We start from the raw sequence: 24359 nt of genomic DNA, 5'->3' as shown, positions 1-24359 counted from the left end.
CTAGTAGCACGGGCTGAATATTTCGGTCCGCTCCCCTATTCGTGCAAGACGCCCCTGAGTCTTGCATCTTAGACCGGCACGCGAACCTCCGACCGAGAACGCGGTGACCTGCGGGTATAGGCCCGTTGCCGCTATCTGCCCACGGCGTATTCTCGGCAGAATTCGCATCGTATTATTAGGTTGCGAAACCCCGCGCACCGTATCCTAGAGAGGAATGATGCGCGGGGTTTATCGCGCACTACGAAAGGAAAATTTCATGGCAGTTCAGGAATCGACCGTCATCAATGCTAGCGTCGACCAGGTCGTCGAGGCTTTCTCCAGCGAGGATTTCGCACGCTTCGTCTGCTCCGAGGTGGGCGTTGAGTTCGGTAGCTTCTCGGTCTCCGGTGACACCTCCGCCGAGTTCACCGCAACCACCGAGCGCACCATCCCGGCCGACCGCGTTCCGGATATCGCCCGCAAGTTCGTGGGCAACGGCGTCTCCATGACCCAGGTGGACAACGTGAGCGCCCCCGCGGCTGACGGTGCGCGCACCGTCGCAACCGAGGTGAAGGTCAACGGTATCCCCGTTTCGGCCAGCGCCACCCAGCACCTGATTCCCGAGGGCGACAAGACCCGTCTGGACGTCAACGGCGAGGTTTCCTGCTCCATCCCGCTGGTGGGCAAGAAGATTGCCGCCGCTGCCGAGCCGCAGGTTGGCCGCGTGCTGAAGGTTCTGGGCACCTCCGCCGAGAAGTGGATTGCTCAGCGCTAATCGTTCCCGCCCAGTAGGCCGGCGTACCGCTGGTCCTCACGAGGGTTAAAGAATCCCCGCCACCCGATTGGGTGGCGGGGATTTATGCGTCTTGGGGGTCACGAGAGCGGCAGGGTTTTAGGAGGCGATAATCGCCTCGGAGTACTCGCGGTCCCCCAGTAGCTCAGCGAAGCGGTGCATCTCCGCGCGCAGGTCGTGCTCGGCCTCGAGCAGGTCGACGACCTTGCGCAGCTTGGTGCTGGAGGTGTGCTCGGTGTAGGGGAAGTAGTGCACCTCCACGCCCACCTCGGCGAAGCGTTCCTCGAGGGCGCGGCCCTTCTCGGTGCCCTTCCAGTCGTCGCCCTTGAAGAAGACGTTAAAGGGCTTCTGTTCCCATGTTTCGAGCTTGTCGGGGGTGGTTTCGATGTGCACTTCGTCCACGTAATCGATGTGGCTGACGATGGCGGCGCGCTCTTCAATGGGGATGACGGGGCGGCGGCCCTTGGTAACTTCGAGGACGTCGTCGTGCACGACGCCTGCGATCAGGTAGTCGCAGTTCTCCTTGGCCTTGCGGAGAATCTCGAGGTGACCGTAGTGGAAGAGGTCGTAGGCACCTGCGGCGTAGCCAATAATCATGAGGGGTTCCTTGTGGTTGGTAGCGGCGATGGTCACTCCGGCGTCCCGAAGGGGTCGGAGGGTGAGGAACGCATCCGCCCCGTTCATGCGGGCGGGGCCGGTCCGAAAAAGGTTCCTCGCGGGGCGCTGGTTAGGCGAACCGCACCTATTATTTTACCAGTCATCTTTTCCCGCGGGGCTCGGATAAAACGCGGAATGAGGCGGACGCGCTGTAGCGTCCGCCTCATTCCGTTGCGATCATCTTTGGGCCGCCCAGCAAGGAGCTGGTGGGGGCCGCGCGGGCTGTGCTAGTCCTCCAGAGCGGCTTCCTTGGCGGCCTCCTCGACGGCTACCCAGGAGAGCATCGCGCACTTCACGCGAGCCACAAACTTCGAAACGCCCGCGAAGGCAGCCATATCGCCGTACTCCTCCTCGTCCAGGGTCACCTGGCCGCGGGAACGCAGCATCTCGCGGAACGCATCCACGTGGCGCTGCAGCTCAGAGAGGGTCATGCCCGGAGCCATATCCGAGAGCACGGAAGCAGCCGCCATCGAGATGGAGCAGCCGTCGCCCTCCCAGGAGACCGACTCAATGGTCTTCTCCCCGTCCTTCAGCTCGTCAGAGAGCACCACGCGCAGGTTGATCTCGTCGCCGCAGGTGGGGTTGTACTGGTGGTTATCAGCGCTCGCATGGCCGGCGGGAACCTCCACGAGGTGCTCGCCAATGCGCTCCTTAGAATGTTCCAGGATGATGTCCTGGTAGAGAGCTTCGAGAGACATTTTGGTCTTCTTCCGTGTGTTGAATCGTCTAGTGAGGATAACGCGGCCGCGCACGGCGGCCCGGGTATGCCCGCCGTGCGCGCCGTAGAGGTTAGAGGCCGAAGTAGGGGCGCACCTCGGCGAGAGCCTTCAGGAACGCGTCCATGTCCTCGGTCGTGTTGTAGATGTAGGTGGAGGCGCGGGTCGAGGCGGTCACGCCGGCGCAGCGGTGCAGCGGCTGCGCGCAGTGGTGCCCCACGCGCACGGCGATACCCTGCGTATCGAGCAGCTGGCCCACGTCGTGCGGGTGCACACCGTCAATGGCGAGGGCCACCAGGCCCGCGCGCTGGGCGGGATCGGTCGGGCCCAGCAGGCGCACGCCCTCGATCTTCTGAACGCCCTCAACCAGGCGAGCGCCCAGCTCGTGTTCCCACGCTTCAACGTTCTCCATGCCCAGGTGCTGCAGGTAGCGCACGGCGGCGGCGAAGGCGACCGCCTGCGAGACGCGCTGGGTACCGGCCTCGAACTTGATGGGGGCGGGCATGTACTCGGCGTCCTGCAGCCCGACGCGGGTGATCATGGAGCCGCCGGTCAGGAAGGGCGGCAGGGCGTTCAGCAGTTCCGCGCGGCCGTAGAGGGCACCGATGCCGGTGGGAGCCAGCATCTTGTGACCGGAGAAGGCGGCAAAGTCGACGTCCAGGGCGTGGAAGTCCACGGGCATGTGCGGTACGGACTGGCAGGCGTCCAGCACGACGAGTGCGCCGTGCTTGCGGGCTAGAGACACCAGGCGTGGCACGTCGGTAATCGCTCCGGTCACGTTGGAGACGTGGGTGAAGGCCAGGATGCGGGTCTTCTCGTTGACGATACCCTCGGCGGCCTCGTAGTCGATGCGGCCGTCCTCGGTGGCGGGGATGTGGCGCAGGGTGGCGCCGGTGCGCTGGGCAAGAATCTGCCAGGGAATCAGGTTCGCGTGGTGCTCAATCTCGGTGGTGACGATTTCGTCACCGGGGCCCAGCGCAAAACGCTCGGCGGGCTTGCCGCCGATGCCCTGGGAGGCGTTACCGATGCTGTAGGCGACGAGGTTCAGTGCCTCGGTGGCGTTGGAGGTCCACACGATCTCTTCGTCAGTGGCGCCCACGAAGTTCGCTACGGTGATACGCGCATCCTCAAACAGGTCGGTTGCCTCAACCGCGAGGGTGTGGGCGCCGCGGTGCACGGCGGAGTTAGCGTGCAGGTAGAAGTCGCGTTCTGCGTCGAGCACCTGAAGGGGTTTCTGGCTGGTCGCCCCCGAATCCAGGTAGACCAGGGGATGCCCGTTGACCTCGGTGTTGAGGATCGGGAAGTCCTGGCGAAGCTGGCGTACGATGTCGTCGCTCAGCGGGGTGTTGGCGGGGGTGGAGTATTCAGCCACGGGTACCTTCTTCTCTCGCTCATACGCTCCACGGGTCGGGTATTTTCCCGTCGTGGAGCGTATAACGTCATTCTTTTCTAGCTTATTCCCTCACCGGGCTCTTGCATAGTTAGGTAGAGCCTAGTTCACACCTCGACCCGAATCATGCGTTGCCCCGGTTCAGTGCTTGCCCGGCACGGGTCATGTGCTAGGAGCCTGCGCCGTGGTAGCGCTGCTGGGTTGCCAGCAGGCCTTCCTTCACGAGCATCATGGTGGCATCAGCGGCGTTCGAGATGAGGAAGGGCAGGTCTTTCGCTTCGGTGCTGCTGAAGGGCTTGAGCACGAAGTCTGCGGTGTCCATGCGTCCGGGAGGTCGACCGATGCCGGTGCGCACACGGTAGTAGTCCTTGGTGCCCAGTGCCTTGGTGATATCGCGCAGACCGTTATGACCGCCCTCTCCCCCACCAATCTTGAGCTTAATGGTGTCGAAGGGGATATCGAGTTCATCGTGCACAACAATGATATGGTCGGGGTCGATGCCGTAGAACTTGGCGACGGCGCTGACCGGGCCGCCGGAGGTGTTCATGTAGCCGAGGGACTTCATGAGGATGACCTTGGGGCCACCAAAACCGAGGCGCCCCTCCACCACAACCGCGGAGGCCTTGGAATGCTTCTTGAAGCTGCCGCCAATTTCCTTGGCGAGCTCGTCCAGAACCATCTGACCAATATTGTGGCGGGTTTTCTCGTACTCCGGGCCCGGGTTCCCCAGACCAACAATGAGCCACGCATCAGACATATCTTCGCCCTTTCCACGGCGCTGTAAAAGGTTTTTTAGAAAATTCATGGACTACACCATTCTATGAGTATGGCCCGCTACCACCTCAGAAGAGAGGTAGCGGCGGGCCATCCACAGATCACTGTTGCGCTAGGCGCAGGGCGCGGTCTTAGTGCTTTGAGTTATCTGAGTCGTGAGCTTCGCCAGCCTAATCTGATTCCTCGGAAGCTTCAACGATGTCACCCTCGGGTGCGTTTTCGCCTTCTTCACCGGGCTCGGGAACGTCGAGTTCCTCGGGCTCAGAAACGTTAACGATCAGCAGTTCAGCGTCTGCAACCAGGGTTACGCCTGAGGGCAGTTCAACATCTGATGCCAGAACGTGAGCGCCAGCTTCGCGGCCTTCGATGCTCACGGTCAAAGCTTCGGGTGCCTTCAGTGCGTCAGCTTCAACCAGAAGAACGGTTTCTTCCTGGTTAGCAACGGCGCCAACAGCGGGCTCGCCTTCAACGTGTACAGGAACCTCGATCTCAACGCGCTCGCCGCGCTTAACGGTCAGCAGGTCGATGTGCTGCAGTTCGGGGCGGATTGCGTGACGCTGGATGTCCTTGATCATTGCGAGGTGTGATTCACCTTCGATGTCGAGGTCGAGGATAGCGTTGGGGACGCGGGCAGCCAGGGTGGTTGCGTGGCCGGGGAGTACTACGTGCTTGGGCTCTTCGCCGTGGCCGTAGATGACGGCGGGGATGTCGCCTGCCATGCGGATGCGGCGCGCGTAGCCCTTGCCGAAGTCGCTACGTACGGTAGCTGAAATTTTGATGGTATCTGACATGAGTCGTCCATCCTTTCTTGGTTAGAAGTGATGCGCCAAGTGGAATAGGGACTGGCGCCAGAAATCTCTTTCCAACCAGCCACCGTCAGTTACGGACCTACACGTTTCGTGTATTCCACCGCCTTGGCCAAGACAATATTGTACAGGTTCCCGGCTCTTCTTCAAGGGCCGGGAACCTGTGATATGGCGCTTTTCACGCCTTTTATGCTGTTATCAGCAGATATAGGACCAAATCCTAGAGGATTAGGAACCCATTTCTGCAAGGTAGGCGGCGAGCGCCTCGCGGTGATTGCGCGGGGTGAAGCCTGCAGCAATCAGCTTGGACAGGTCCATTGCCGAGTTCGTCGGACGGTGAGCGAAGAGCTCAGCGTTGGCGAAGTATTCCTCGGTGGTGGTGTCGCTGACTCGTGCCTGGTCGTGGCCGGTGCCTTCGTACACTGCACGAGCGAACTGTGCCCAGTTGATGACTTCACCGGTGTTCGACACGTTGTAGGTGCCGTATTCAGCGCCGGAAAAGAGCAGGTGCAGGGCAGCTGCTGCCAGGTCCTGGGTGAAGGTCGGGCGGCCCCACTGGTCGGCGACCACGGACGGGTCGATGCCGCGCTCAGCCAGGGATGCCATGGTGCCAACGAAGTTCTTGCCGGCGCCAACAACCCAGCTGGTGCGCAGGGTGTAGTGCTTACGCCATGCGGCGGCGGCAACCTCACCGGCAGCCTTGGATGCGCCGTAGACGCTCAGCGGTGCCAGGGGGTAATCCTCCGGGTATTCCTCGCCCAGGGGCAGGGAACCGTCAAAGACGTAGTCGGTGGACACGTGCACCAGCGGCAGGTTAGCTTCTTCACAGATGGAGGCAAGAGCGCTCACACCCAGAGCGTTAGCTGCCCAGGCATCACGGCGACCCTCGGGGGTTTCTGCCTGATCCACTGCGGTGTACGCTGCAGCGTTGATGACCGCACGGAAGGAGCGCCAGCGGAATGCGTCACGCCACTGCTCGGGCTTGCCCAGGTCGAGGCGGTCGCGATCCACAGCCAGGAAGGGTACGTTCTGCTCGGTGAGCTGGCGAACCAGCTCGGTGCCGAGCTGACCGCCCGCGCCAATAATCAGGATCGGGTCGGCTTCCAGGGGCTTGATCTCGTTCAGACGCGGGTGGTTACGGTCCTTCTCGGAGAGTTCTGCCTTCGCCAGGTCGATAGGCCAGTCGATTGCGACGGTCTCATCGGCAAGGTTCAGGAAGCTGTAGCCGGATACCGCATCCGCCGACCAGTGGTCGTTGACCAGGTAGGTGTAGGCGGTGTTCTCTTCCAGGGTCTGGAAGGAGTTACCCACGCCGCGGGGCACGAAGATTGCGGTGTCCGGGCCCAGCTCCACGGTAACGACCTTGCCGAAAGACTCGCCGGCACGCAGGTCAACCCATGCGCCGAAGATACGACCGGTTGCGACAGAGACGTACTTATCCCACGGCTCAGCGTGGATACCGCGGGTGGTACCTACCGAAGCATTGAACGAAATGTTGTTCTGCACGGGGTTGAAGTCGGGCAGACCGGCTGCAACCATCTTCTCGCGCTGCCAATTTTCCTTGAACCAGCCGCGGTTATCGCCGTGAACCGGCAGGTCAATGATGAGCAGGCCGGGAATCTCGGTTTCAGTAACCTTCAATTCCTTGGTCATTACTGGCCAGCCTTTGCGTACTTCGCCTCAACCTCAGCCTTCAGGGGCTCCCACCAGCCGCGGTTCTCGGTGTACCACTTAATGGTGTCGGCAAGACCGGATTCGAAGTCGGTGAACTTCGGCTCCCAGCCGAGCTCTGCACGCAGGCGGCTACCGTCGATTGCGTAGCGCAGGTCGTGGCCGGGGCGATCAACCACGTGCTCGAAGTCGTTCTCGTCCTTGCCCATCAGGCGCAGGATGGTGCGCAGAACGGTGATGTTGTTCTCTTCGCCGTCCGCACCGATGAGGTAGGTTTCGCCGATCTTACCCTGCTCCAGGATGCGCAGCACGGCCGAGGAGTGGTCGGATGCGTGAATCCAGTCACGAACGTTCAGGCCCTCGCCGTACAGCTTCGGGGTCAGGCCCGAGAGGATGTTGGTAATCTGGCGGGGAATGAACTTCTCGATGTGCTGGTAGGGGCCGTAGTTGTTCGAGCAGTTCGAGATGGTGGCCTCGATGCCGAAGGAACGAACCCACGCACGCACGAGCAGGTCGGAGCCTGCCTTGGTGGAGGAGTACGGGGAGGAGGGGTTGTAGGGGGTGGTTTCAGTGAACTTAGCGGGATCGTCCAGCTCGAGGTCGCCGAAGACCTCGTCGGTGGAGATGTGGTGGTAGCGAGTGCCGTGCTTACGGACCGCCTCCAGCAGACTGAAGGTACCCACCAGGTTGGTGTGAATAAAGGGTTCGGGGTTGGCCAGCGAGTTGTCGTTGTGAGACTCCGCCGCGTAGTGAACAACGGCGTCAGCCTTGCCGACCAGTTCGTCTGCCAGCTCGCGATCCGCGATATCGCCGACGACGAGCTTAAAGCGGGATTCGGGAAGACCTTCCAAAGACGCAGCATTTGCGGCGTAGGTCATCTTATCCAGCACGGTAATCGTGTGATCAGTGTTATCGATGAGGTGGTGAACAAAGTTCGAACCAATAAAACCGGCACCGCCGGTAACAAGAATGTGAGCCATACGGTAGATTTTACCCGGCTAAAGAGCGATTTTTACGCCTCAACAAAGAGATAAACATGACACAATAAGAAGTTATGAAGGGAATTATTCTTGCCGGCGGTACCGGTAGTCGTTTGCACCCCATCACTCAGGGTATTAGCAAGCAGCTCACTCCGGTCTATGACAAGCCGATGATTTACTACCCGCTGTCCACTCTGATGCTTGCGGGTATTCGCGATATTTTGATTATTACCACTCCTGCCGATCAGGAGCAGTTTAAGCGTTTGCTCGGTGATGGCTCTCGTTTTGGTATTAATCTCGAATATAAAGTTCAGCCTTCTCCGGACGGCCTGGCTCAGGCATTTATTCTGGGCGCCGATTTTATTGGAAATGATCCCGTAGCCCTCGTGCTCGGTGACAATATTTTCTACGGCCCCGGTCTCGGCACTCAGCTGGCCACTTACGAGCAGAAGGACGGCGCGACCGTCTTTGCATATCGCGTGGCCGACCCCCGTGCTTACGGTGTGGTGGAATTTGATGAGGACTTCAACGCTCTCTCTATTGAGGAGAAGCCCGAGAACCCCAAGAGCGATTACGCGATTCCGGGTCTGTACTTCTACGATTCGAAGGTCGTGGAGTACGCTCGACAGATTAAGCCTTCGCCCCGCGGTGAGTTGGAAATCACTGACCTTAACCGCGTCTACCTGGAACAGGGTAAACTGAAGGTTGAGGTTTTGCCGCGCGGCACCGCATGGCTCGATACCGGAACCTTTGATTCACTCGCTGATGCCACTAACTTCATCCGCACCGTCCAGAGCCGTCAGGGCTTGTCCGTCGGTTGCCCGGAGGAAATTGCGTGGCGTCACGGTTGGCTTTCCGACGAGCAGCTCCGCGAGATTGCTACCCCGCTTACCAAGAGCGGTTACGGTAGCTACCTGCTCGGCCTGCTCCGCTAAGCCTCACACCGCAACCCAGGGGATATACCGTATCCCTTCACCGCCCGCGGCAGTACTCCACGTCACGGGCACACACTAACTCAAACTTTCTGGAGTATTCTCACTACTATGACCATTTTGGAATTCTTCCGCACCACGAGGGCTAACCTCTGGTTGCTGATTATTGGCATCATCGTTGGTGCCGCGGCGGGCTTCGGCTATGCATCCCTGCAGCCGAAGGTGTACGCCGCCTCGTCCTCGGGCTACGTGACCGTGGGCGAGTCCGGTACGGTGGATGTTCTCTCGGGCTCTACAGCCGCTAAGGAGCGTGCTCGCTCCTACGCAGCTATCGTCTCCTCTGAGGCCGTGGCACAGAAGATTAAGCAGAACACCCCTGAGCTCTCCCTAACCACCGGTCAGATTCGTTCTAGCCTCACCGCAACCGCAGGTGACAATGCTGCGCTGATTACCGTGAGCGCCCAGGCTTCTTCCCCGAAGAACGCACAGCTGCTCGCCAACAGCGCTCTGCAGGCTACCGCTGACTACATCAAGGAAATTGAGCAGAACCCCGGTAACGCTCAGGCCCTGGTTAACGGCGATAGCAACGCTGCGGCAACCCCCCCTGCAAACAGCAATACCGTCCGCGTGATTCCGCTGAATAACGCAAGCGTCAACCCGCCGCTGGTTTCCCCGAACTACCAGCAGAACACTCTGATTGGCGCCGTTATCGGCCTGGTCGTGGTGTACACCGCCATCTTCCTGCGCCGCGCACTGGATCAGCGCATCCGCACCCGTGACGACGCCACCAAGGCAACCGGCGCAAGCATCCTGGGTGTGCTGCCCGTCAGTGAGGACCTGAACGAAGAGAACATCGTGAACGGTGACACCGACGACCACATCGCTCAGGAATCGATTCGTCAGCTGCGTACCAACCTGCGCTTCGTGAATGTCGATACTCCCCCGCGCTCCTTCATCGTCACCTCCGCTGTGCCCGGTGAAGGTAAGTCGACCGTGTCGCTCTCGCTGGCTCGCTCCCTGGCCGACGCTGGTTCGCCCGTCATCCTCATTGACGCCGACCTCCGCCGCCCGACCGTGGCTAAGAAGCTGAAGCTCGACGCCAAGGTCGGTCTGACCCAGGTTCTGGCCGGTCAGGTGGAGATTGCAAACGCCGTGCACCAGCTGGGCGATTCGAACCTCTTCGTGCTTCCCGCGGGCCGCATCCCCCCGAACCCCTCTGAGCTTCTGGGCTCGGACAAGATGCGCCAGCTCATCAAGGAACTCTCCGAAGAGTTCATCGTGGTGGTCGACGTTCCGCCGCTGCTGCCCGTGACCGATGCATCGCTGCTCTCCCACTCGGTGGACGGCGTGATTCTGGTCGGTTCGATTGGCCGCAGCCACCGCGAGCAGATGGCCGAGGCTTCCAGCATCCTGAAGAAGGTCAACGCAAACCTCTTCGGTCTTGTTCTGAACCGTGCACCCCGTAAGGGCCTGGGTAACTCCTACTACGGCTTCGGTTACGCAAGCACCTACGTGGGCTACGCAACCTACTACGGCTACGGTAAGGACGGCGATAAGAAGTCCTCGAAGTCGAAGTCCTCGGCCCCCAAGGCATAACCTTTCGAGCCTCTCCCCACGGGGAGCAACATACGGCGGGAAGGGCAGTGTTTCTGTCCTTCCCGCCGTATACTTATTTGGTATAGACCGGTGCACCGAAAGGTTATTGTGACCACTCACTCCACCAATACCCCGGAGCCGCTCACCACTCCGCTCGCGGCACGGATTCGGCTTGCGCACGCCTACTTCCAGCACATGGCCGATAAGCATTCCATCGACGTTCTGCATATCAAGGGCTACGCGTTCTCGCAGGAAATTTACCGCAAGGGTAGGTACAGCTCCGACGCTGACCTGTTGGTCCGTCCATCGCAGGTGGACCGCTTTGTGCAGATTCTCCTGGCGGATGGCTGGCGTATCCAGGCCCACTTTGAGACGGGCTCAGTGTTCGAGCACGCCATGACCCTCTACCATGCCTCCTGGGGCCTGACCGATATTCATCGATTCTTCCCCGGCCTCGGTCGCCACGGTGACTACGAGAAGACCTTTGACCGTGTGTGGGCAGCCCGCCGTACCCGATTCATCGCTCACCGGCCCTGTACGGTCCCCTCAGACCTGGATGCGCGCCTTATCGTGGTGCTACACCGTGCCCGCGCTGCGTCCCGTTACAGCGCGGATATCAACTATCTGGTGAACCGCATGTCTTACGCAGACTGGCAGCGGCTTAAGGAACGTGCCAACGAGCTCGATTCAAACCTGGCCTACAGCGCGGCCATAGGCGGGCTTGAACAGTACCGAGGCGATCGCGACTATCTGCTGTGGCTTTCCGTTTCGCAGGATGTCCCCCACTACGTTCAGTGGATTGGTCGGCTTCGGTCGGCAACCACCCTGCGCGATAAGCTACGCACCCTGAAGAACATCTTCTTCGTCAATAAGGACCACCTGGCCATGCAGCTTGGCCGTACCCCCACGCGTGCCGAGGTGCGTGCCAAGTTCTTTGAACGCTTCGGAATCGAGGTGAAAAAATGACCGCAGAATCCCCTCAGCCCGTGTATGGTATCCCCGAAAATATCGCCTACGTACATTCCGAGGAGTTCGCCAAGTACTCCCCCACCGCCACGTATATCGCGAATCTAGACACCGGGGAGCACTCTATCCTGCAGGGCTCGGCCTCCATCATCTGGGGTCTTTTCGAGGAACCCACGAGCGAGGAGGAAGCGATTGAGACCATCTGTGAGCTCTACGAACAGCCCGCAGAGGTTATCGCGCCGCAGATTCAGGCGTTCATCCCAGACCTGCTCTCCAAGAACCTCCTGGAGACTCTCTAGGGCCTCTCTGTAGCTCGAAAAACGGGCACAACGTAAGAAGGCGGGGGTGGTCAGACTTTTTTAGTCTGACCACCCCCGCCTTCTTTGTCTCCATGAACGAGCGGAGAGCACGAACAAGCGGGAGAAGCGCCTTTACTGGTCTTCGGGAAGCGCCTGGATGTAGGACTTCAGCCGGCTGATGAACCGTGCCTCCGAGAAACTATCCACGTACTCACGGATGTAGTCGGCGTCCCAGTCCTTCGGGTTGAAGACCTCCAGGGCCGCCTGCAGCTGCTCCACCGTGGGCTGATCGATGAACACGCCCGTCTTACCCTCCTGAATCGTATCCAGGAAGCCACCCGCACGGTACGCGATGACCGCCTTGCCGCTCGCTCCGGCCTCCAGCGGAGTGATGCCGAAGTCCTCGTAGGAAATTGCCAGCAGCGCCAGGCAGTGGCGGTAGGCGTAGCGCAGCTGCGCATCCGTCACACCCGAGGCAATCCGAATCGTGTCACCCGCAATCTGTTGCAGGTGTTCCTTCTCGGGACCGTGGCCAATCACCAGCAGTTTCTTGCCCAGGTTATTGCAGGCTTCCACGGCCTTGTCCACGTTCTTGTAGGGCAGCAGACGCGAAACAATCAGGAAGTAATCCTCCCCGCTCATGAACTCTTCAAGACCCGGAATCGGCTCCGTCGGGGCTTTAGGGTCCACCGAGTGCGGAGGGAAGAAAATCGGAACGTCCTTCTTACCGTACACGTTCTCGATGCGCTTCTTAATGACGCTGGCGTTCGCCACGTAAACCGCCGAGCGGTGCGCTGCCCAGTGATCCCACAGCATCAGCGCCGGACGTAGCGTCTTCAGCAGCAGCGGCACGGGACCGGTGCTCTTCTCGCCCAGGTACTGATCGCTCAGGTAGAGCCAGCGAGCCGGCGAGTGGCAGTAGATAAACTTGCGACCCGCGTAGTTGAAGCCGTGCGCCCAACCCGTCGTCGATACCACGGCACGCTCTGCGGGAACCTTCAGAAGGGAGGAAGCCAGCGGAAGAATCGGCAGGGCCATGCGGTGGTTACGGCGCAGGTAGCCAATCTTGTTCAGAGGACTCGTGATGATTTTCGCGTCCTTGAACTCGGGGAACGTTCCCTCCGGGTCGTACAGGGTCGTGTAAATCGGGGCGTCCGGGAACGCGCGATGCATGGCCAAGACCACGCGCTCGGCACCTCCGCGCTGAGTCAGGTAGTCGTGAGCAATTGCGATTTCCTCTGTTGCCTCCGGCTTCACAAAGGGTACGTAGCGACGCACCAGGTGCGCCACCTTCTTCAAGCCCTTCGGAATATCTGCCAGCACCGCATCGGGATTCTTTGGCCCGGTGAACGGAGCGGAGGTCAAGAGCTGAGCGAGTGACATTTTCTTTTCCCTCCTAGAAAACTTTCTGTGCGCGTTCGGGGTAGTGAATACCTGCGTAGGATGCAGCCTCAACCTGCAGAGCCACCAGCTTCTCGGCCAGCTTCGCCGGCAGTTTGAGCAGAATCTTATCGCTCGCATCGCCCAGGGTCTTGATGGTCTTTTCGGTCGTGAACCGGGCCAGGGTCTTTACGAGGAAACCCCACGGGCCGCTCGGGTTCGGGGCCGGATGCGCGGCATCTCCGTGCTTACGGACGAAAATCGTGCGGGCAGATCCCGAATGTAGAGCGCGCAGGGCACGCACCGCGGTGGTGGTGGCCTCAGCATAGTGCTTGACCTCAACCTCGTCAGAAATAATGATGCGGCCACCGGCATCGTGCACCATCTTGCCCATGTCTACGTCTTCCCAACCGTAGAGGCGGTAAGCCGGATCATAGCCTCCGGTACGCTCGTAGAACTCAGCGGAAATCGACGAGTTTCCGTTCCAGTACAGCCAGCGTCCCTCTTCGGCCACGCTCAAGGCGCCTTGCTTAAAGCGCGCATCGCGGAAGTTACCGTACACACGGGAGTACGGGGTGTCCGGGTACACGTTCTTGAGGGTACCGATCACGCCGTCGTAGTCGCGGTGCAGACGAATCTGGTTAGCGACGTAATCGGGAGCCGGCTGCAGGTCGTCATCGCAACGGATGAGGATATCGGCATCAGCCGCGCGGTGGCCGGCGTTCAGCGCCGCCACTCGGCCGCGGTTCTCCTCAAAGACAATCTTGGTCAGGTTCAGCTTGCCCTCGGCGATGTAGCGATCAACCACGGCCTCGCTGTTATCGATATCGCCATCGAGAACCACGATGACCTGGAAGTCCTTCTCCGTCTGCTCGGCAAGCGCATCCAGCGGGTAGTGCAGAATCTCCGCGCCACCGCGAGAGGGGATAATGACCGCAGCCTTGTAACGGTGAGTCGTCATGCTTTTCCTTCGGGTTGAGGTGAGATGAGAGTTTGAGTGAAATATCCCGTGGGGAGGGATCGGGCGTAGGGATTAGCCAGCGAAGCGTTCCAGCACCTCGCCTACGCGCACTTTACCGGCCTCGGGTGAGTAGTTTTCCTGCCAACGCCAGAACAGTTCGGAGGTGCGTTCCGCCAGGTCGGAGGAGTTCTCGCGTAGCTCCTCCCCCAGGCTCTTGATGGCGGCGGCCAGGTCCAGAGGCTGACCGGCCGAGACGATATAGGGGTAGGATTCGCCGCCCACGACCTCGGCTAGGGCGCCGGCATCACTCACAATGACAGGGATGCGGGCGCTCATCGCTTCAGCAACCACAAGGCCGAAGGACTCGGGCGCAATGGAGGGAACCACCAGCATATCGATGGAACCAAAAAGTTTGTCCGGGGTGGTCCAGCCGAGTCGGGTGCTGAAAGACGACACCTGCTTCAGCGCTTCCTCCACCTCGGTACGCTCCTCATCCGAGGCAAACACGGGTTCACCGCCGATAACCAGGTCATAGACGACCTCGTCAGCATTCAAGGCGCTCATGGCCGAGCAGAGGGTCGCGATACCCTTCGAGGGGGTCAGACGGCCCAGGTACCCCACGCGCAGGCGGCGATCGCCCACGCTGTGGTCCAGGGCGGTGGACACGCCGCTCACCCAGTTTGCAAAGACTTCGCTGCCGGGGCAGGAGTGCTCCACATAGCGGCTGGGCACCAGGGTCACGGAAGCTTTGCGGCGGGCGAAAGGCACCAGCTTGGCGTTCAATCCGGCCGGTAGCTGGTGCAGGTGCACGATGCGGTTCTTACGGCCGCCAGTAGCCGCAGCAGGAACCAGACCGTTACACCACAGCAGAACGTCCTTGTGGCGAGCGTGCCAGACGCGCAGCGCCAGCATGTACTGGGCTCGGTTTTTCGCCGGAAGCACGACGCGGGCGAAGCCCTCATCGGCGGCCGCCTCCACGAGCTGATTGGGCTCGGAGGGGCCGACGATGGTGACCTTATAGCCAAGGCTCCGGGCCGCGCGGGCCACGTTCAGGAGCATGACCTCGCCGCCGCCAATATCGCCGTTATTGGTAGCTATATAAAGCTCTTTCATCGTTATGCTTTCCTCGCCCGCTGACGGATAGAACTGACGTCAAACGATTTAGAAGTAGGTGACTTCTTAGGAATTTCTTGCTGGGCTACAGCGGCAGGAGCTTCCTTCTCGATGAGCTGGCCCTTCTGCTGTGCAGGTTTCTCAGCGTTGCCCTGAACCTTCTGCGTAGCATCTGAAATAGGTTCATGATGTCCGCTGTCCGAAGCGTCTAGATCCTTGTCCGGGTTCAGGTACAGCAATGCAAGACCCACCACGATAGCCCAAGGCACCGTCAGAATCACCTCGCCAAGACGCTGAGAGGTAATAATGATGATCACCATTGCGGCTTCGGCAATAACAATGCGCTGAGCACGCGGCTGCTTCCAGATGAATGCAGCAGAAATCATCAGGGCTACAATCACAATCATATAGAGCCATCCAGCCTCCTGGACCAGCGTCATATATGAATTGTGAAAGTAGAAGTAACGATTCTGAAGCGGAACCTGTGCAGTACCCAGACCACCGCCGTACCACGGAACCACATCAATCATGCGGTACATGGTTTCGTCGATTCGTTCACGCAGAAGGTCACTACCAAGTCGTTCCGCGAAGGCACCAGCACGCGCGAAATTATCTTCCAGGTAGTTCACAGCCAGGTAAAACAACCACGCAAGAACTGTTTTACCAAACAAATTCAGGCGATGAGAAAAGTACAACCACAGGACAGCAAAAGCATATGCGGCAAGAGAGGTACGGGAACCCGTCAGCCACAGCATACCTGAGGTAACAACAAGAGCAGCGATACGGTGACTTGTTTTACGGACCATAGCGACAAACAGGAAGCCGAAAATTGCGTAATACAGACCTGACTGATTCTTATCGTTCAACCAACCGGTCAGCGTACCGCCGTAGTTATTCGGTGCGATGCCCGCATAAAATCCAATGAGGTTAAAAATAAGACCCGCTGTCACACCAAAGATGAGGGAACGAATGTCAACCCTCTTTTGAGCAATCTGCAACGCCAGAAGAAGGACCACAGCCATACGGATTGCGCGGCGAATCGCTTCGTCAACAGAAATCCCGTTAAAAGCTACACTTTCGAACAAAGCCCAGCCAACAGCAAACAAGATGATCGAGAAGAACAAGGAGTTATACCTTGTCTCCAAGGTGGCAGGTTTTGTCAGCTTGTACAAGACAAGCAACATCACAACAACCGTACCCACAGGCATGGTCACAACGGGCGTAGGGATACCGATGAAGATCAGGCCGAAACCAGCCCAAAAATCAAGCATTGTCAGCCTTGAGACGCTGCCGATAAGGTACTTTGCTTCACCCGCGGTCGCCTGCCCAATGCGATATGTCTGGAGAGAATTAGGCTTTTTGTCCTGCTGAGAAGCTGCGGTCTCTGTACTTTGTGAGAAAGACACAGTCATTTCTTCTCCAATGTGCGAGTGTAAATATCAACCGTCTGAGCAGCCATCTGCTCGTTCGAAATCCAGGTGAAAGGCTCAGACTCGCCCTTCTGCAGCTGCGCGCGCATAGCCTGCAGAACGTCCTGAGTCAGGGTTGCACTCTGGCGCTCCACCAGCTCGTCGGCGCTCAGGATCTCCGGGTTGCCGCCCACAGCGGTAGCAACCGTCTTCAGACCGGCTGCCTTAGCATCCAGCAGAGTGTAGGAGCAGTTCTCCCACACCGACAGCTGAACAATCATGTCGCTACGGCCCATCGCCTCAATCGGGTTAACAAAGCCGCTGAAGGTCACCGAATCGCCCAGGTTCAGACGCTGAGCCTGAGCCTGCAACTCGGGCGCCAAATCGCCAGAGCCCGCAATCTCAAGATGAGCCTGCGGGTAATCAACACGAAGCTGCGCAAAAGCGTCCAGCAGCACGTCGATGCCCTTCTCAGGGGACAGACGAGAGAGCGAAAGAATACGAGGACCGCCCTCGGCAGGTACACGCTGCTGCTCAACAGCCGCATGCACCTCGGGGATGTCCACGCCGTTGTACACCAGCTCCACGCCACGAGCGCCCCACTTGGCGCGCATCTGATCGGCGGTAGAACGGGAAACAGCAATTGCCTGGTCGGTACCCCACAGGCGCACACGGTGCACGGTCTCCATGAGCTTAGAACGCCAGGAGCTACCGTGGTACACCGAGTCATTACCGGCAATACCGTGCTCGGTGGTCAGAAGCTTCGGCACGCAGGTGCCGCGCTTGATGACGCTACGGATGCGTAGCGTGTTGACTACAGCGGTCGCGACAACATCCGCATACGCCAGGTGGCTGTGCACAATATCCGGGCGGAGCTGCTCAATAGCCTTCTGCAAAGAAGCAAAGGACGTCTTGAAACCGTAGTCGGGGCCGAAGTCAGCCTTGATAACGGTGACGCCCAGTTCCTCAAGGCGGCTCGTGAGCTTACCCTCGGGTGCGAGAACCACCAGGTTAAAGCCGGGGAGCCCGGCACGTGCCATATCGACAACGTGCCGAGCTACTCCACCAAAATCGGGAACCGGAACGACCCAAAGAGCCGTTGGTGTAGAGGTCATGCCTTAGTCAACTTTCGAGTGAGGAAAGAACGGAAGGATGCAGAAACCTTAGTTTCAATAGAAATATGCACCAGGTAGGCGAAGCAAATCACCAAAACCAATGCAATAATACGTGCCCCCCAGGGGCCAGCCACCGGGTAGAACAAATCCACCAGCATATAGCCGACCATAGCGTGGCCCAAGTACAGGGGGTAGGAAATACGTCCCAAGAAATTCAGCGGACCCCTCGAAAGTACCGGAACGTTCTTCAGGTATACAACGATGAAGAACACCAGGCTAATCAGCGCCACACCGATTCCATGAGCAAGATCATGCATCAGCGCTGCGTTGAGGGAAGCCAGAATCGCAAAGTACGGAATGTGCCAGGTGAACTTTCGATCATGACTGTACATGAAGAACATCATGCCCAGACTAAAGAGCGAAGAATGTTCCGCAACCGCAGCCCACACAATCATCTTCGGTGCTCCACCGAGAGAAGCCTCAGGGTGGAAAAGCAGACACAGAGCCGTACCGATAACCGACCAGGTAAGCAGAATCGTAGTCAGCTCCCCACGGTAAATCTTTCCCTTCCTGATAATCAGGTACAGGGCGACCATCACGTAGAACTGCAGTTCCACTGCCAGCGTCCAGTACACCTGATCCACGTTATCCACACGCAGGAAGCGTTGCAGCATTGTCGTGTTGATCAGGGTCTGCGGAATCGTAATATGGCGTCCGGGGTTTCCGTAGATGAAATACACCAGAGCCGATACCGCCAGCGCAAACCAATAGGTCGGGTAGATACGAGAAAAACGCGAAATCACGAACTTCAGTGCCGACCCGCTCTTGATGGCGCTGAGCAGAATCACGAAACCAGAAATGATGAAGAAGAGCTGAACACCCAACTCACCCAGGGCGATGTCATAGGGCGAAGGAGCAGTCCGCGGATAGTTCTCCGTAGCGGGAACACCCAGGTGATAAATCACCACGGTAATAGCAGCCAGGCCGCGGAACCCGTCCAGCTCCCGGAAACGCCCGGGAGTGATGAAGTCCTGATCTAGAACATCATCCTCCCGAGCTTTTACGGTCTGAGACTTGGTCATAGACGCTGATCCTACAGCCACTTCTCGAGGCGGTCCAGGGCGGTGAAGAAGCCTTCACCATTGTTGATGTGGCCCTGCCAGATTTCGGGAATGAAGGATGCCTTCGGGGCCAGCTCACGCAGCTGCTTGCCCAGTGCGGCCCAGTCCACGTCGCCTTCGCCAACCTGAACACCCTCACCGTCAACGCCGACGCCGTCCACCAGGTGCAGGTGAATCGACAGCGGTGCCAGCTGCTCGACAGCCTCCGACAGCGGAATGTTCAGGAAGTTAGAAGCCAGCATGGTGTGGGAGATGTCCAGGCAGAGCGCGGTGTCGTAGGTACGCGAGAACTCCGCGGTATCCTTCGGATCCAGGAACAGGTTGTGGTACTGCTGACCACCCATCAGCCAGGGGTACGGGGGCAGGGTCTGAGCGGCCAGGCGCACGCCGGATGCGTCCAGGTGCTTCAGGGCCTCGCCGATGCGCTCGTACTTTTCGGCACGCTCGGAGACGGGGATGTGCTTGTCCTTGGTAAAGCCACCCATGGTCACAACCATGATCGGGTCCTCATCCACGGTGAAGTAGCGGGTCAGGTCACGGGTGATGTCGATGGTGCGCTGCACCTCGGCGATGGAGCGTTCCCACACCTCGGGATCCTTCGAAGCGAGGTCCACGAGGAAGTCGCCAGCGAAGAGGTCGGGCAGGTGGGTGGTGAAGCCCATGTCCAGCTTGGAGTCGAAGACATCGTCGATGTTGATGTCCAGGTCCTTGTAGGAGAAGTGGAACTCCAGGAAGTCCGGCTTAGCCTCTTCAATCAGCGGCTTGTAGTCGTGGTAGCGGACGGGCAGGCCCCAGGGGCGATCGAACTTGAAATCGCGGCGGGTGACCAGGTCATCCTTCAGGTCGCCCTCGAAGAAGAACGAGCCTTCTTCAACGTCGCGCTGCATGGTACGGCCGACCAGCTGCGGCAGGTGGTTCGGCTGCAGGCCGCGGCCGGGAGACTTCACGGCCACGTCGGCCTCGGTCACGACCTCGCCCTTAGCGATGTGGCGGGTAGCGACCAGGGACTTGGCCAGGTTCACGCGGTTCATCAGCTCACCGGTGGACACCTCGCGGGGAGCGGCAGAACCGATAGCTGCCTCAACCTCGCGAATCTGCTGGACCATGGCCTTGAATTCCTCGGGCAGCAGAGAGACGGTGTGGTCGTTACCCTCAAGGGTCTTGTCGGTGGTGAAGTGCTTCTCGATGATCTTTGCACCGCGAGCAACGGCGGCAATCGGCACGTGGTAGCCACGCTCGTGGCCCGAGTAACCGACCAGGCACTGGCCAATCTCTGCCAGGCGGTCCATGTAGGCCAGGTTCACGTCCTTGAAGGGTGCGGGGTAGGCCGACTGGCACTGCAGCAGGGCGTAGGATGCGCCGGCGTTGCGCAGCAGGGCCACGGACTCGCGAATCTCTTCCTCGCGGCTCATACCGGTGGAAACCAGCATGGGCAGACCGCGGGATGCGACGTCGCGCAGCAGCTCGTGGTTGGTCAGGTCAGCAGAAGCAATCTTCATGCCCTGAATACCGTAGTCGACCAGTGCCTGCACCGAGGGGGCGTCCCAGGGGGTGCACATGATGTCCATGTTGTGCTGCTTGACGTGGTCGAAGACCTCGTACATCTGGTCCACGCTCAGGGAGAAGCGGGAGAGCAGGTCCAGGGTGTACTGCACGCCCAGGTCCTCGCCAGCGGTGGCTGCACCGCGCTGACGGTAGAGGGCGTCCATGTCACGCAGCTGGAACTTCACGGCGTCGGCACCGGACTCAACGGCCAGGTCCACCAGTTCCTTAGCGAAATCAACGCTGCCCTGGTGGTTGTTACCAATCTCGGCGATGATGAAGGCCGGAGAGTCCTCGCTGATGGTGTGCTTACCGATGCGCAGGACGTCCTGCTCATCCATGGCGAGTGCCACGAGGTGGCCACGCTCGTCGGTCAGCGGAACGTGGTTAATACCCTTGGCGAAGTAACCGCGCAGGGTCTCGGGGTCGGCATCTGCCGGAGCGGTCTGCGGGTTGGTGTTAGCGGCATCCAGGGCGCTGGTCTCCAGGGATGCGGTCGGGTTAGCAATCAGCCAACGACGGAAGTCGCCGTCAGAGAGCGAACCGCGCAGGATACCGGACTCGTTCACCAGGAAGATGATGCGCTGGCCGTTGGCAGAAATCTTCTGCAGTGCGGTAAGAATCGGGTCTTCAGCGAAGACCACATACGGGGCGATATTACGTTCAATAATCATAGGTTTGAACCTTTTCGTTTGAGTGTTCTATTGAATGACTGAGTGCCGGTCAATCCGGGATGGCGACGAAAATGTCGCCGGATGAGGGTTACTTGCTCTCGTTCAGAATCTGAGTGAGCTGATGTTCCGCCACGGAGAAGTCAATCGGCGCGTCGATGTCGACACCCTCAACCTCGTTGAGCATGAACAAGTCAATCGTACCGCCGGGGTAGCCGGCCAGGCGGTTGTGGTGCTCCGTGTACACGGGGGTCTTCGTGATGTACATGGAGCCGTTCTCGCGGTAGCGGAAGGTTTCCTTAGTCAGCTCCTGACGGCGCGGACGGTGCATAATCTCGAAGGCTGCGGTGGGTTCCCCATCGGCGTGCCAGGTCCAAATGAACGGACCGATCGGAATCACGCCGACCATGGAGTCCTTGTCGTTCTCGACAAACTGGCGGACCGCGCGTGCCAGGGTTCCGGGCAGACGCACGGGGCTGGTTGCCTGCAACAGCATGACGGCTTCGGGTGCCCAGCCGTTCTCGGTGTAGAACTCGATGGCGTGCTCGACGACCGGCTCGGTTGCGGTGGTGTCCTCCGCCAGGTGGGCCGGGCGAATGAACGGCACCTCGGCGCCGTACTCGCGGGCGATATCGGCCAGCTCGGCATCATCGGTGGAGACGACAACGCGCAGCTCGTGCTCACCGGCAAGCTCTTCCTTCGCCGCCAGGGCCTGCTCGATGGTCCACGCCACGAGCGGCTTACCCGCAATCGGGCGCAGGTTCTTGCGCGGAATGCCCTTCGAGCCGCCGCGTACGGGAATGACGCAGAGAATACGCATTATGCCTCCAGAGTTTCGATGATGAGTTCAGCGATGCGGCGTGCCGGTTCCTTCTCAGGCTGAACCGGTGCGGGGGTGGGTTCGCTCCCCCACCGGTTCATGCCGTAACGGTCCCAGAATTCCACAAGCCATGCGGGCGGTGCCGGGTGGTACACCCAGGCCGGGATACCGCGGATAGCCGCCTCCAGCACTCCGGTGGAGAAAATCGACACGACGGGGTTCGGTACCTCGTTCAGCGGGGTGCCGGAACGATCGATGCGGATGCCTTCCTTCTCCCACAGCTTGTGGGTCAGCACCGACAGCTTATCCTTCTCGCTCGGATGCGGGCGGTAGCTTCCGCCGAACTTCTTCAAGAAAGAGTGCGAAGCATACGCGAAGGATGCACGTGGCAGTTCCGCACCGTGCATCTGACCCAGGAAAATCGATTCCAGGTCGTTCTGCTTCTGTGCCTCAGCACCGGCTGCCTTCTGCGCTGCCAGGTAGAGCAGCTGCGAACCCACCGCGTGAGTCGTGACGTCGCGGCGACCCGATGCCCAGAACTCGGCGTCAGCTTCGCTGAAAGCCAGCAGGGTGCATCCTACCGGCAGCGGCGGTGCCTGAGGTACCAGCAGCCCGTGCTGAACCATCCAGTACTCAGCGCCGATTGCACGAGAGAATTCGTAGGCTGCGGCACCGCGTCCAAGGAACTGTGCGGCAGAAAGAACAATACGGATATCCGGCAGGAGGCTCATCAGCTCATCGCCGGAGATTTCCCGCTCAGACCAGTCCTTGCGAGAGTAGCGCTCGCTGGCATACTGTCCGTCCAGGCACTCGCTAGCGTCCTCAGGAACCCACAGAGCAACATCGACAGCGTCCAGATGCTTGAGAGGCTCCAAGATTGCGTTGCGGTTCGTCGGAGAGAACGAATCCATAACAATCAGCACTTGAGGCTTAGTACCGCGAGTGTACAGAAGACCGCGTACAGGTTCCTCCGCGCCGGCCCGAGAACGTGCGGAGTCAAGAAGCGAATTCAGCTTGTATTTAGCCCACTTCAGCTTCTTCTGACGCCTCTGCCATGCCTGCCAGGCATCCAAATCCAGAGGGTACTTAAGCATCCTGCTTCTCCCCCGAACGGACTCGAATAACGGTAGCGGGGATACCCACAGCCACGGCATTAGCCGGGATATCGCGGGTGACCACAGCCCCAGCACCAATCACAGCGCCGTCTCCGATGGTGACGCCACCGAGCACAGACACATTCTGACCGAGGAAAACGCGATCACCAATCACGATGTCACCACCGGGCTGCACATCGTGCAGAGAGTCCAGAGGATGTTCGCCAGAATTGACCATCACATTATCGGCAAAGACACAGTCCTTACCAATAGTCACATTCGACAGAGCGTGAATATGGCTACGGTGACCAACGTAGGTACCGGAACCAATACTCAGAATACCGCCAGCTTCAGAAGCAATCCACGCATCCTCATAGATTGCAATCTGGTCGCCAAGGTAGATGTTCTCTACACCGACCATGCGCAGGGGACGAACAAGAACAGTGCCCGATCCGAAAGAGCCAAACGCTCGCGAGTACAGGATCTTACCCAGCAGGTCTGCCATGTGCCAACGCACACTCGGCATCTTAGTCACAATCTTAGAAAGGTTTAGGCCCATAGCTGCTCCAAAATCTTTACACGCTGATCGAAGGTGTGCTCGGCCAAAGTGCGCTTTTGACCGGCTTCACGAATCTGACGAGCCCACTTCGGCTCACGGAAAATACGGGTACAGATCTCAATGAGCTCATCGATGCTCTCGTAGACCAGAACCTCTTCGCCAGGAATGTAGTAGCGATCCACATCAGCACGGTCAATCACCTGCAGAGCGCCCACGCCGGGAGCCTCAAAGGTACGCATGGTGAAACCATCCTGATTATTGTGGATGTTCAACGTTGCCGGGGAGGACGCCATAATGCCATACGCCTCAGAGCGGTCAATATCGCGACCTGCGGGCACGCCGGAATCCTTGAACTGCTTAGTGCGCAGAATATCGTAGGGGTGACGCGACCAAGCACGACCGTAAGCACGCACCGGCAGACCGGCTGCGACCAGCGCCTGCAGGGTCTCCTCACGGTTGGGGTACTTGGCGCCCACGAAGTTGATGGAGTCCTCACGCACGGGAATAACCGGGCAGTGGGTGTCATAGGCGTTGGGCATGTCGAGCACCTCGAAGCCCTGCTCGCGCAGGTGCTGCGCGTCCAGCGGGCTGTAGCTTGCCAGCGAACCCAGGTGGTGCAGGTCCTCTTCGGTGTAGCTCATGCGGCGCATCTCGTCGTAGAGCCAGGTGCCGTAGCGAACGCCGGAGGTTTCCAGCAGGTCCCACCATTCGCGGGAGAGCATGTCGCCCTTAATGACCAGCACAATATCGGGGCGGAACTCGTTGAAAGCGTCAATAGCCTTTCGAGTTGCCTGAGCCGCGAAGCTTTCGGGGCGGTACTTCTCGGGCAGCTCGTGGGCGAGCTTGTTGAGGATGCGCTCGGACAGAGTACCGGGGGCATCGTAGATGTGGGTGCGCACATCGTATCCGTGCACTTCCAGGGACGCTTGAATCGCCTTCCAGTACCCGTGGAATGCGGGTGAGAGTAGTAGAAGTTTGGGCTGAGTCATATGAGGATTGGATCCTGTCGGCGTTT

The 24359-nt window shown here is 59.5% G+C and carries 23 protein-coding genes; 5 read left to right on the top strand and 18 right to left on the bottom strand.

The features are described from left to right. The first annotated feature begins 256 nt into the window (after positions 1-256). Positions 257-754, top strand: coding sequence for a DUF2505 domain-containing protein (locus HMPREF2874_RS02950; protein WP_049332932.1), 498 nt, complete (start codon positions 257-259; stop codon positions 752-754). A gap of 117 nt (positions 755-871) precedes the next feature. Here HMPREF2874_RS02950 and HMPREF2874_RS02945 read toward each other — a convergent pair whose 3' ends face one another. The 7 genes from HMPREF2874_RS02945 to rfbB form a co-directional block, all read right to left on the bottom strand. After that, positions 872-1369 carry an FAD synthase family protein gene (locus HMPREF2874_RS02945; protein WP_070648890.1) on the bottom strand — a complete coding sequence of 166 codons (498 nt, stop codon included), beginning with the start codon at positions 1367-1369 and terminating at the stop codon, positions 872-874. Positions 1370-1656: 287 nt separating this feature from the next. Then, the gene (gene sufU, locus HMPREF2874_RS02940) at positions 1657-2127 is read right to left on the bottom strand and encodes a Fe-S cluster assembly sulfur transfer protein SufU (protein WP_049343045.1); all 471 of its coding nucleotides are present in this window, start codon (positions 2125-2127) and stop codon (positions 1657-1659) included. Between the two features lie 91 nt (positions 2128-2218). Beyond that, the gene (locus HMPREF2874_RS02935; protein WP_070648889.1) at positions 2219-3517 is read right to left on the bottom strand and encodes a cysteine desulfurase; all 1299 of its coding nucleotides are present in this window, start codon (positions 3515-3517) and stop codon (positions 2219-2221) included. Between the two features lie 187 nt (positions 3518-3704). Then, a complete protein-coding gene (gene pth / locus HMPREF2874_RS02930; RefSeq protein WP_070648888.1) occupies positions 3705-4292 on the bottom strand; it encodes an aminoacyl-tRNA hydrolase in 588 nt (195 codons plus the stop codon). 187 nt (positions 4293-4479) lie between these two features. Next, entirely contained in the window at positions 4480-5100 is a 621-nt protein-coding gene (locus HMPREF2874_RS02925) for a 50S ribosomal protein L25/general stress protein Ctc (RefSeq protein ID WP_005506952.1), read from the bottom strand. A 243-nt stretch (positions 5101-5343) separates the two neighbouring features. Beyond that, positions 5344-6768, bottom strand: coding sequence for a dTDP-4-dehydrorhamnose reductase (gene rfbD / locus HMPREF2874_RS02920; protein ID WP_070648887.1), 1425 nt, complete (start codon positions 6766-6768; stop codon positions 5344-5346). After that, the gene (gene rfbB, locus HMPREF2874_RS02915) at positions 6768-7766 is read right to left on the bottom strand and encodes a dTDP-glucose 4,6-dehydratase (protein WP_070648886.1); all 999 of its coding nucleotides are present in this window, start codon (positions 7764-7766) and stop codon (positions 6768-6770) included. Before rfbB ends, rfbD begins: the two co-directional genes overlap by 1 nt. Before the next feature lie 74 nt (positions 7767-7840). Between rfbB and rfbA the strand changes: the two genes are divergently transcribed. The 4 genes from rfbA (at position 7841) to HMPREF2874_RS02895 (ending at position 11559) form a co-directional block, all read left to right on the top strand. Then, complete coding sequence (gene rfbA / locus HMPREF2874_RS02910; protein WP_049332948.1) at positions 7841-8701, top strand: glucose-1-phosphate thymidylyltransferase RfbA; 861 nt, start codon at positions 7841-7843, stop codon at positions 8699-8701. Positions 8702-8809: 108 nt separating this feature from the next. Continuing rightward, positions 8810-10294 (top strand): tyrosine-protein kinase domain-containing protein, encoded by a 1485-nt coding sequence (locus tag HMPREF2874_RS02905; RefSeq protein WP_070648885.1) that lies wholly within the window; start codon positions 8810-8812, stop codon positions 10292-10294. Positions 10295-10402: 108 nt separating this feature from the next. Further along, positions 10403-11260: a nucleotidyltransferase family protein gene (locus HMPREF2874_RS02900; protein WP_070648974.1), complete on the top strand. Its 858-nt coding sequence runs from the start codon at positions 10403-10405 to the stop codon at positions 11258-11260. Continuing rightward, on the top strand, positions 11257-11559 hold the full coding sequence (locus HMPREF2874_RS02895; protein WP_070648884.1) for a PqqD family protein: 303 nt from the start codon (positions 11257-11259) through the stop codon (positions 11557-11559). The genes HMPREF2874_RS02900 and HMPREF2874_RS02895 overlap by 4 nt, the downstream gene beginning before the upstream one ends. 132 nt (positions 11560-11691) lie before the next feature. Here the strand turns inward: HMPREF2874_RS02895 and HMPREF2874_RS02890 are convergent, their stop codons facing one another. From HMPREF2874_RS02890 to HMPREF2874_RS02840, 11 genes are all read right to left on the bottom strand, one after another. Beyond that, complete coding sequence (locus HMPREF2874_RS02890) at positions 11692-12942, bottom strand: glycosyltransferase (RefSeq protein WP_070648883.1); 1251 nt, start codon at positions 12940-12942, stop codon at positions 11692-11694. Between the two features lie 13 nt (positions 12943-12955). Continuing rightward, entirely contained in the window at positions 12956-13900 is a 945-nt protein-coding gene (locus HMPREF2874_RS02885; protein WP_049343036.1) for a glycosyltransferase family 2 protein, read from the bottom strand. 72 nt (positions 13901-13972) lie between these two features. After that, positions 13973-15013: a glycosyltransferase family 4 protein gene (locus HMPREF2874_RS02880; protein WP_070648882.1), complete on the bottom strand. Its 1041-nt coding sequence runs from the start codon at positions 15011-15013 to the stop codon at positions 13973-13975. A gap of 2 nt (positions 15014-15015) precedes the next feature. Further along, positions 15016-16425, bottom strand: coding sequence for an O-antigen ligase family protein (locus HMPREF2874_RS02875; protein ID WP_246823753.1), 1410 nt, complete (start codon positions 16423-16425; stop codon positions 15016-15018). Further along, a complete protein-coding gene (locus HMPREF2874_RS02870) occupies positions 16422-17537 on the bottom strand; it encodes a glycosyltransferase family 4 protein (RefSeq protein ID WP_070648881.1) in 1116 nt (371 codons plus the stop codon). Before HMPREF2874_RS02870 ends, HMPREF2874_RS02875 begins: the two co-directional genes overlap by 4 nt. After that, positions 17534-18619 (bottom strand): acyltransferase family protein, encoded by a 1086-nt coding sequence (locus HMPREF2874_RS02865; protein WP_070648880.1) that lies wholly within the window; start codon positions 18617-18619, stop codon positions 17534-17536. The genes HMPREF2874_RS02870 and HMPREF2874_RS02865 overlap by 4 nt, the downstream gene beginning before the upstream one ends. 11 nt (positions 18620-18630) lie before the next feature. Further along, positions 18631-20874 (bottom strand): N-acetylneuraminate synthase family protein, encoded by a 2244-nt coding sequence (locus tag HMPREF2874_RS02860; RefSeq protein ID WP_070648879.1) that lies wholly within the window; start codon positions 20872-20874, stop codon positions 18631-18633. An 88-nt stretch (positions 20875-20962) separates the two neighbouring features. Next, on the bottom strand, positions 20963-21691 hold the full coding sequence (locus HMPREF2874_RS02855) for an acylneuraminate cytidylyltransferase family protein (protein WP_070648878.1): 729 nt from the start codon (positions 21689-21691) through the stop codon (positions 20963-20965). Beyond that, a complete protein-coding gene (locus tag HMPREF2874_RS02850; protein ID WP_070648877.1) occupies positions 21691-22785 on the bottom strand; it encodes an RNA-binding protein in 1095 nt (364 codons plus the stop codon). Before HMPREF2874_RS02850 ends, HMPREF2874_RS02855 begins: the two co-directional genes overlap by 1 nt. Continuing rightward, entirely contained in the window at positions 22778-23344 is a 567-nt protein-coding gene (locus tag HMPREF2874_RS02845) for an acyltransferase (RefSeq protein WP_070648876.1), read from the bottom strand. The genes HMPREF2874_RS02850 and HMPREF2874_RS02845 overlap by 8 nt, the downstream gene beginning before the upstream one ends. Further along, positions 23335-24333: a CgeB family protein gene (locus tag HMPREF2874_RS02840; protein ID WP_070648875.1), complete on the bottom strand. Its 999-nt coding sequence runs from the start codon at positions 24331-24333 to the stop codon at positions 23335-23337. The genes HMPREF2874_RS02845 and HMPREF2874_RS02840 overlap by 10 nt, the downstream gene beginning before the upstream one ends. Positions 24334-24359 lie beyond the last annotated feature (26 nt).

Source organism: Rothia sp. HMSC068F09 (assembly GCF_001812775.1).
GTDB lineage: Bacteria > Actinomycetota > Actinomycetes > Actinomycetales > Micrococcaceae > Rothia > Rothia mucilaginosa_A.
This window is presented reverse-complemented; position numbering and strand designations above follow the sequence as displayed.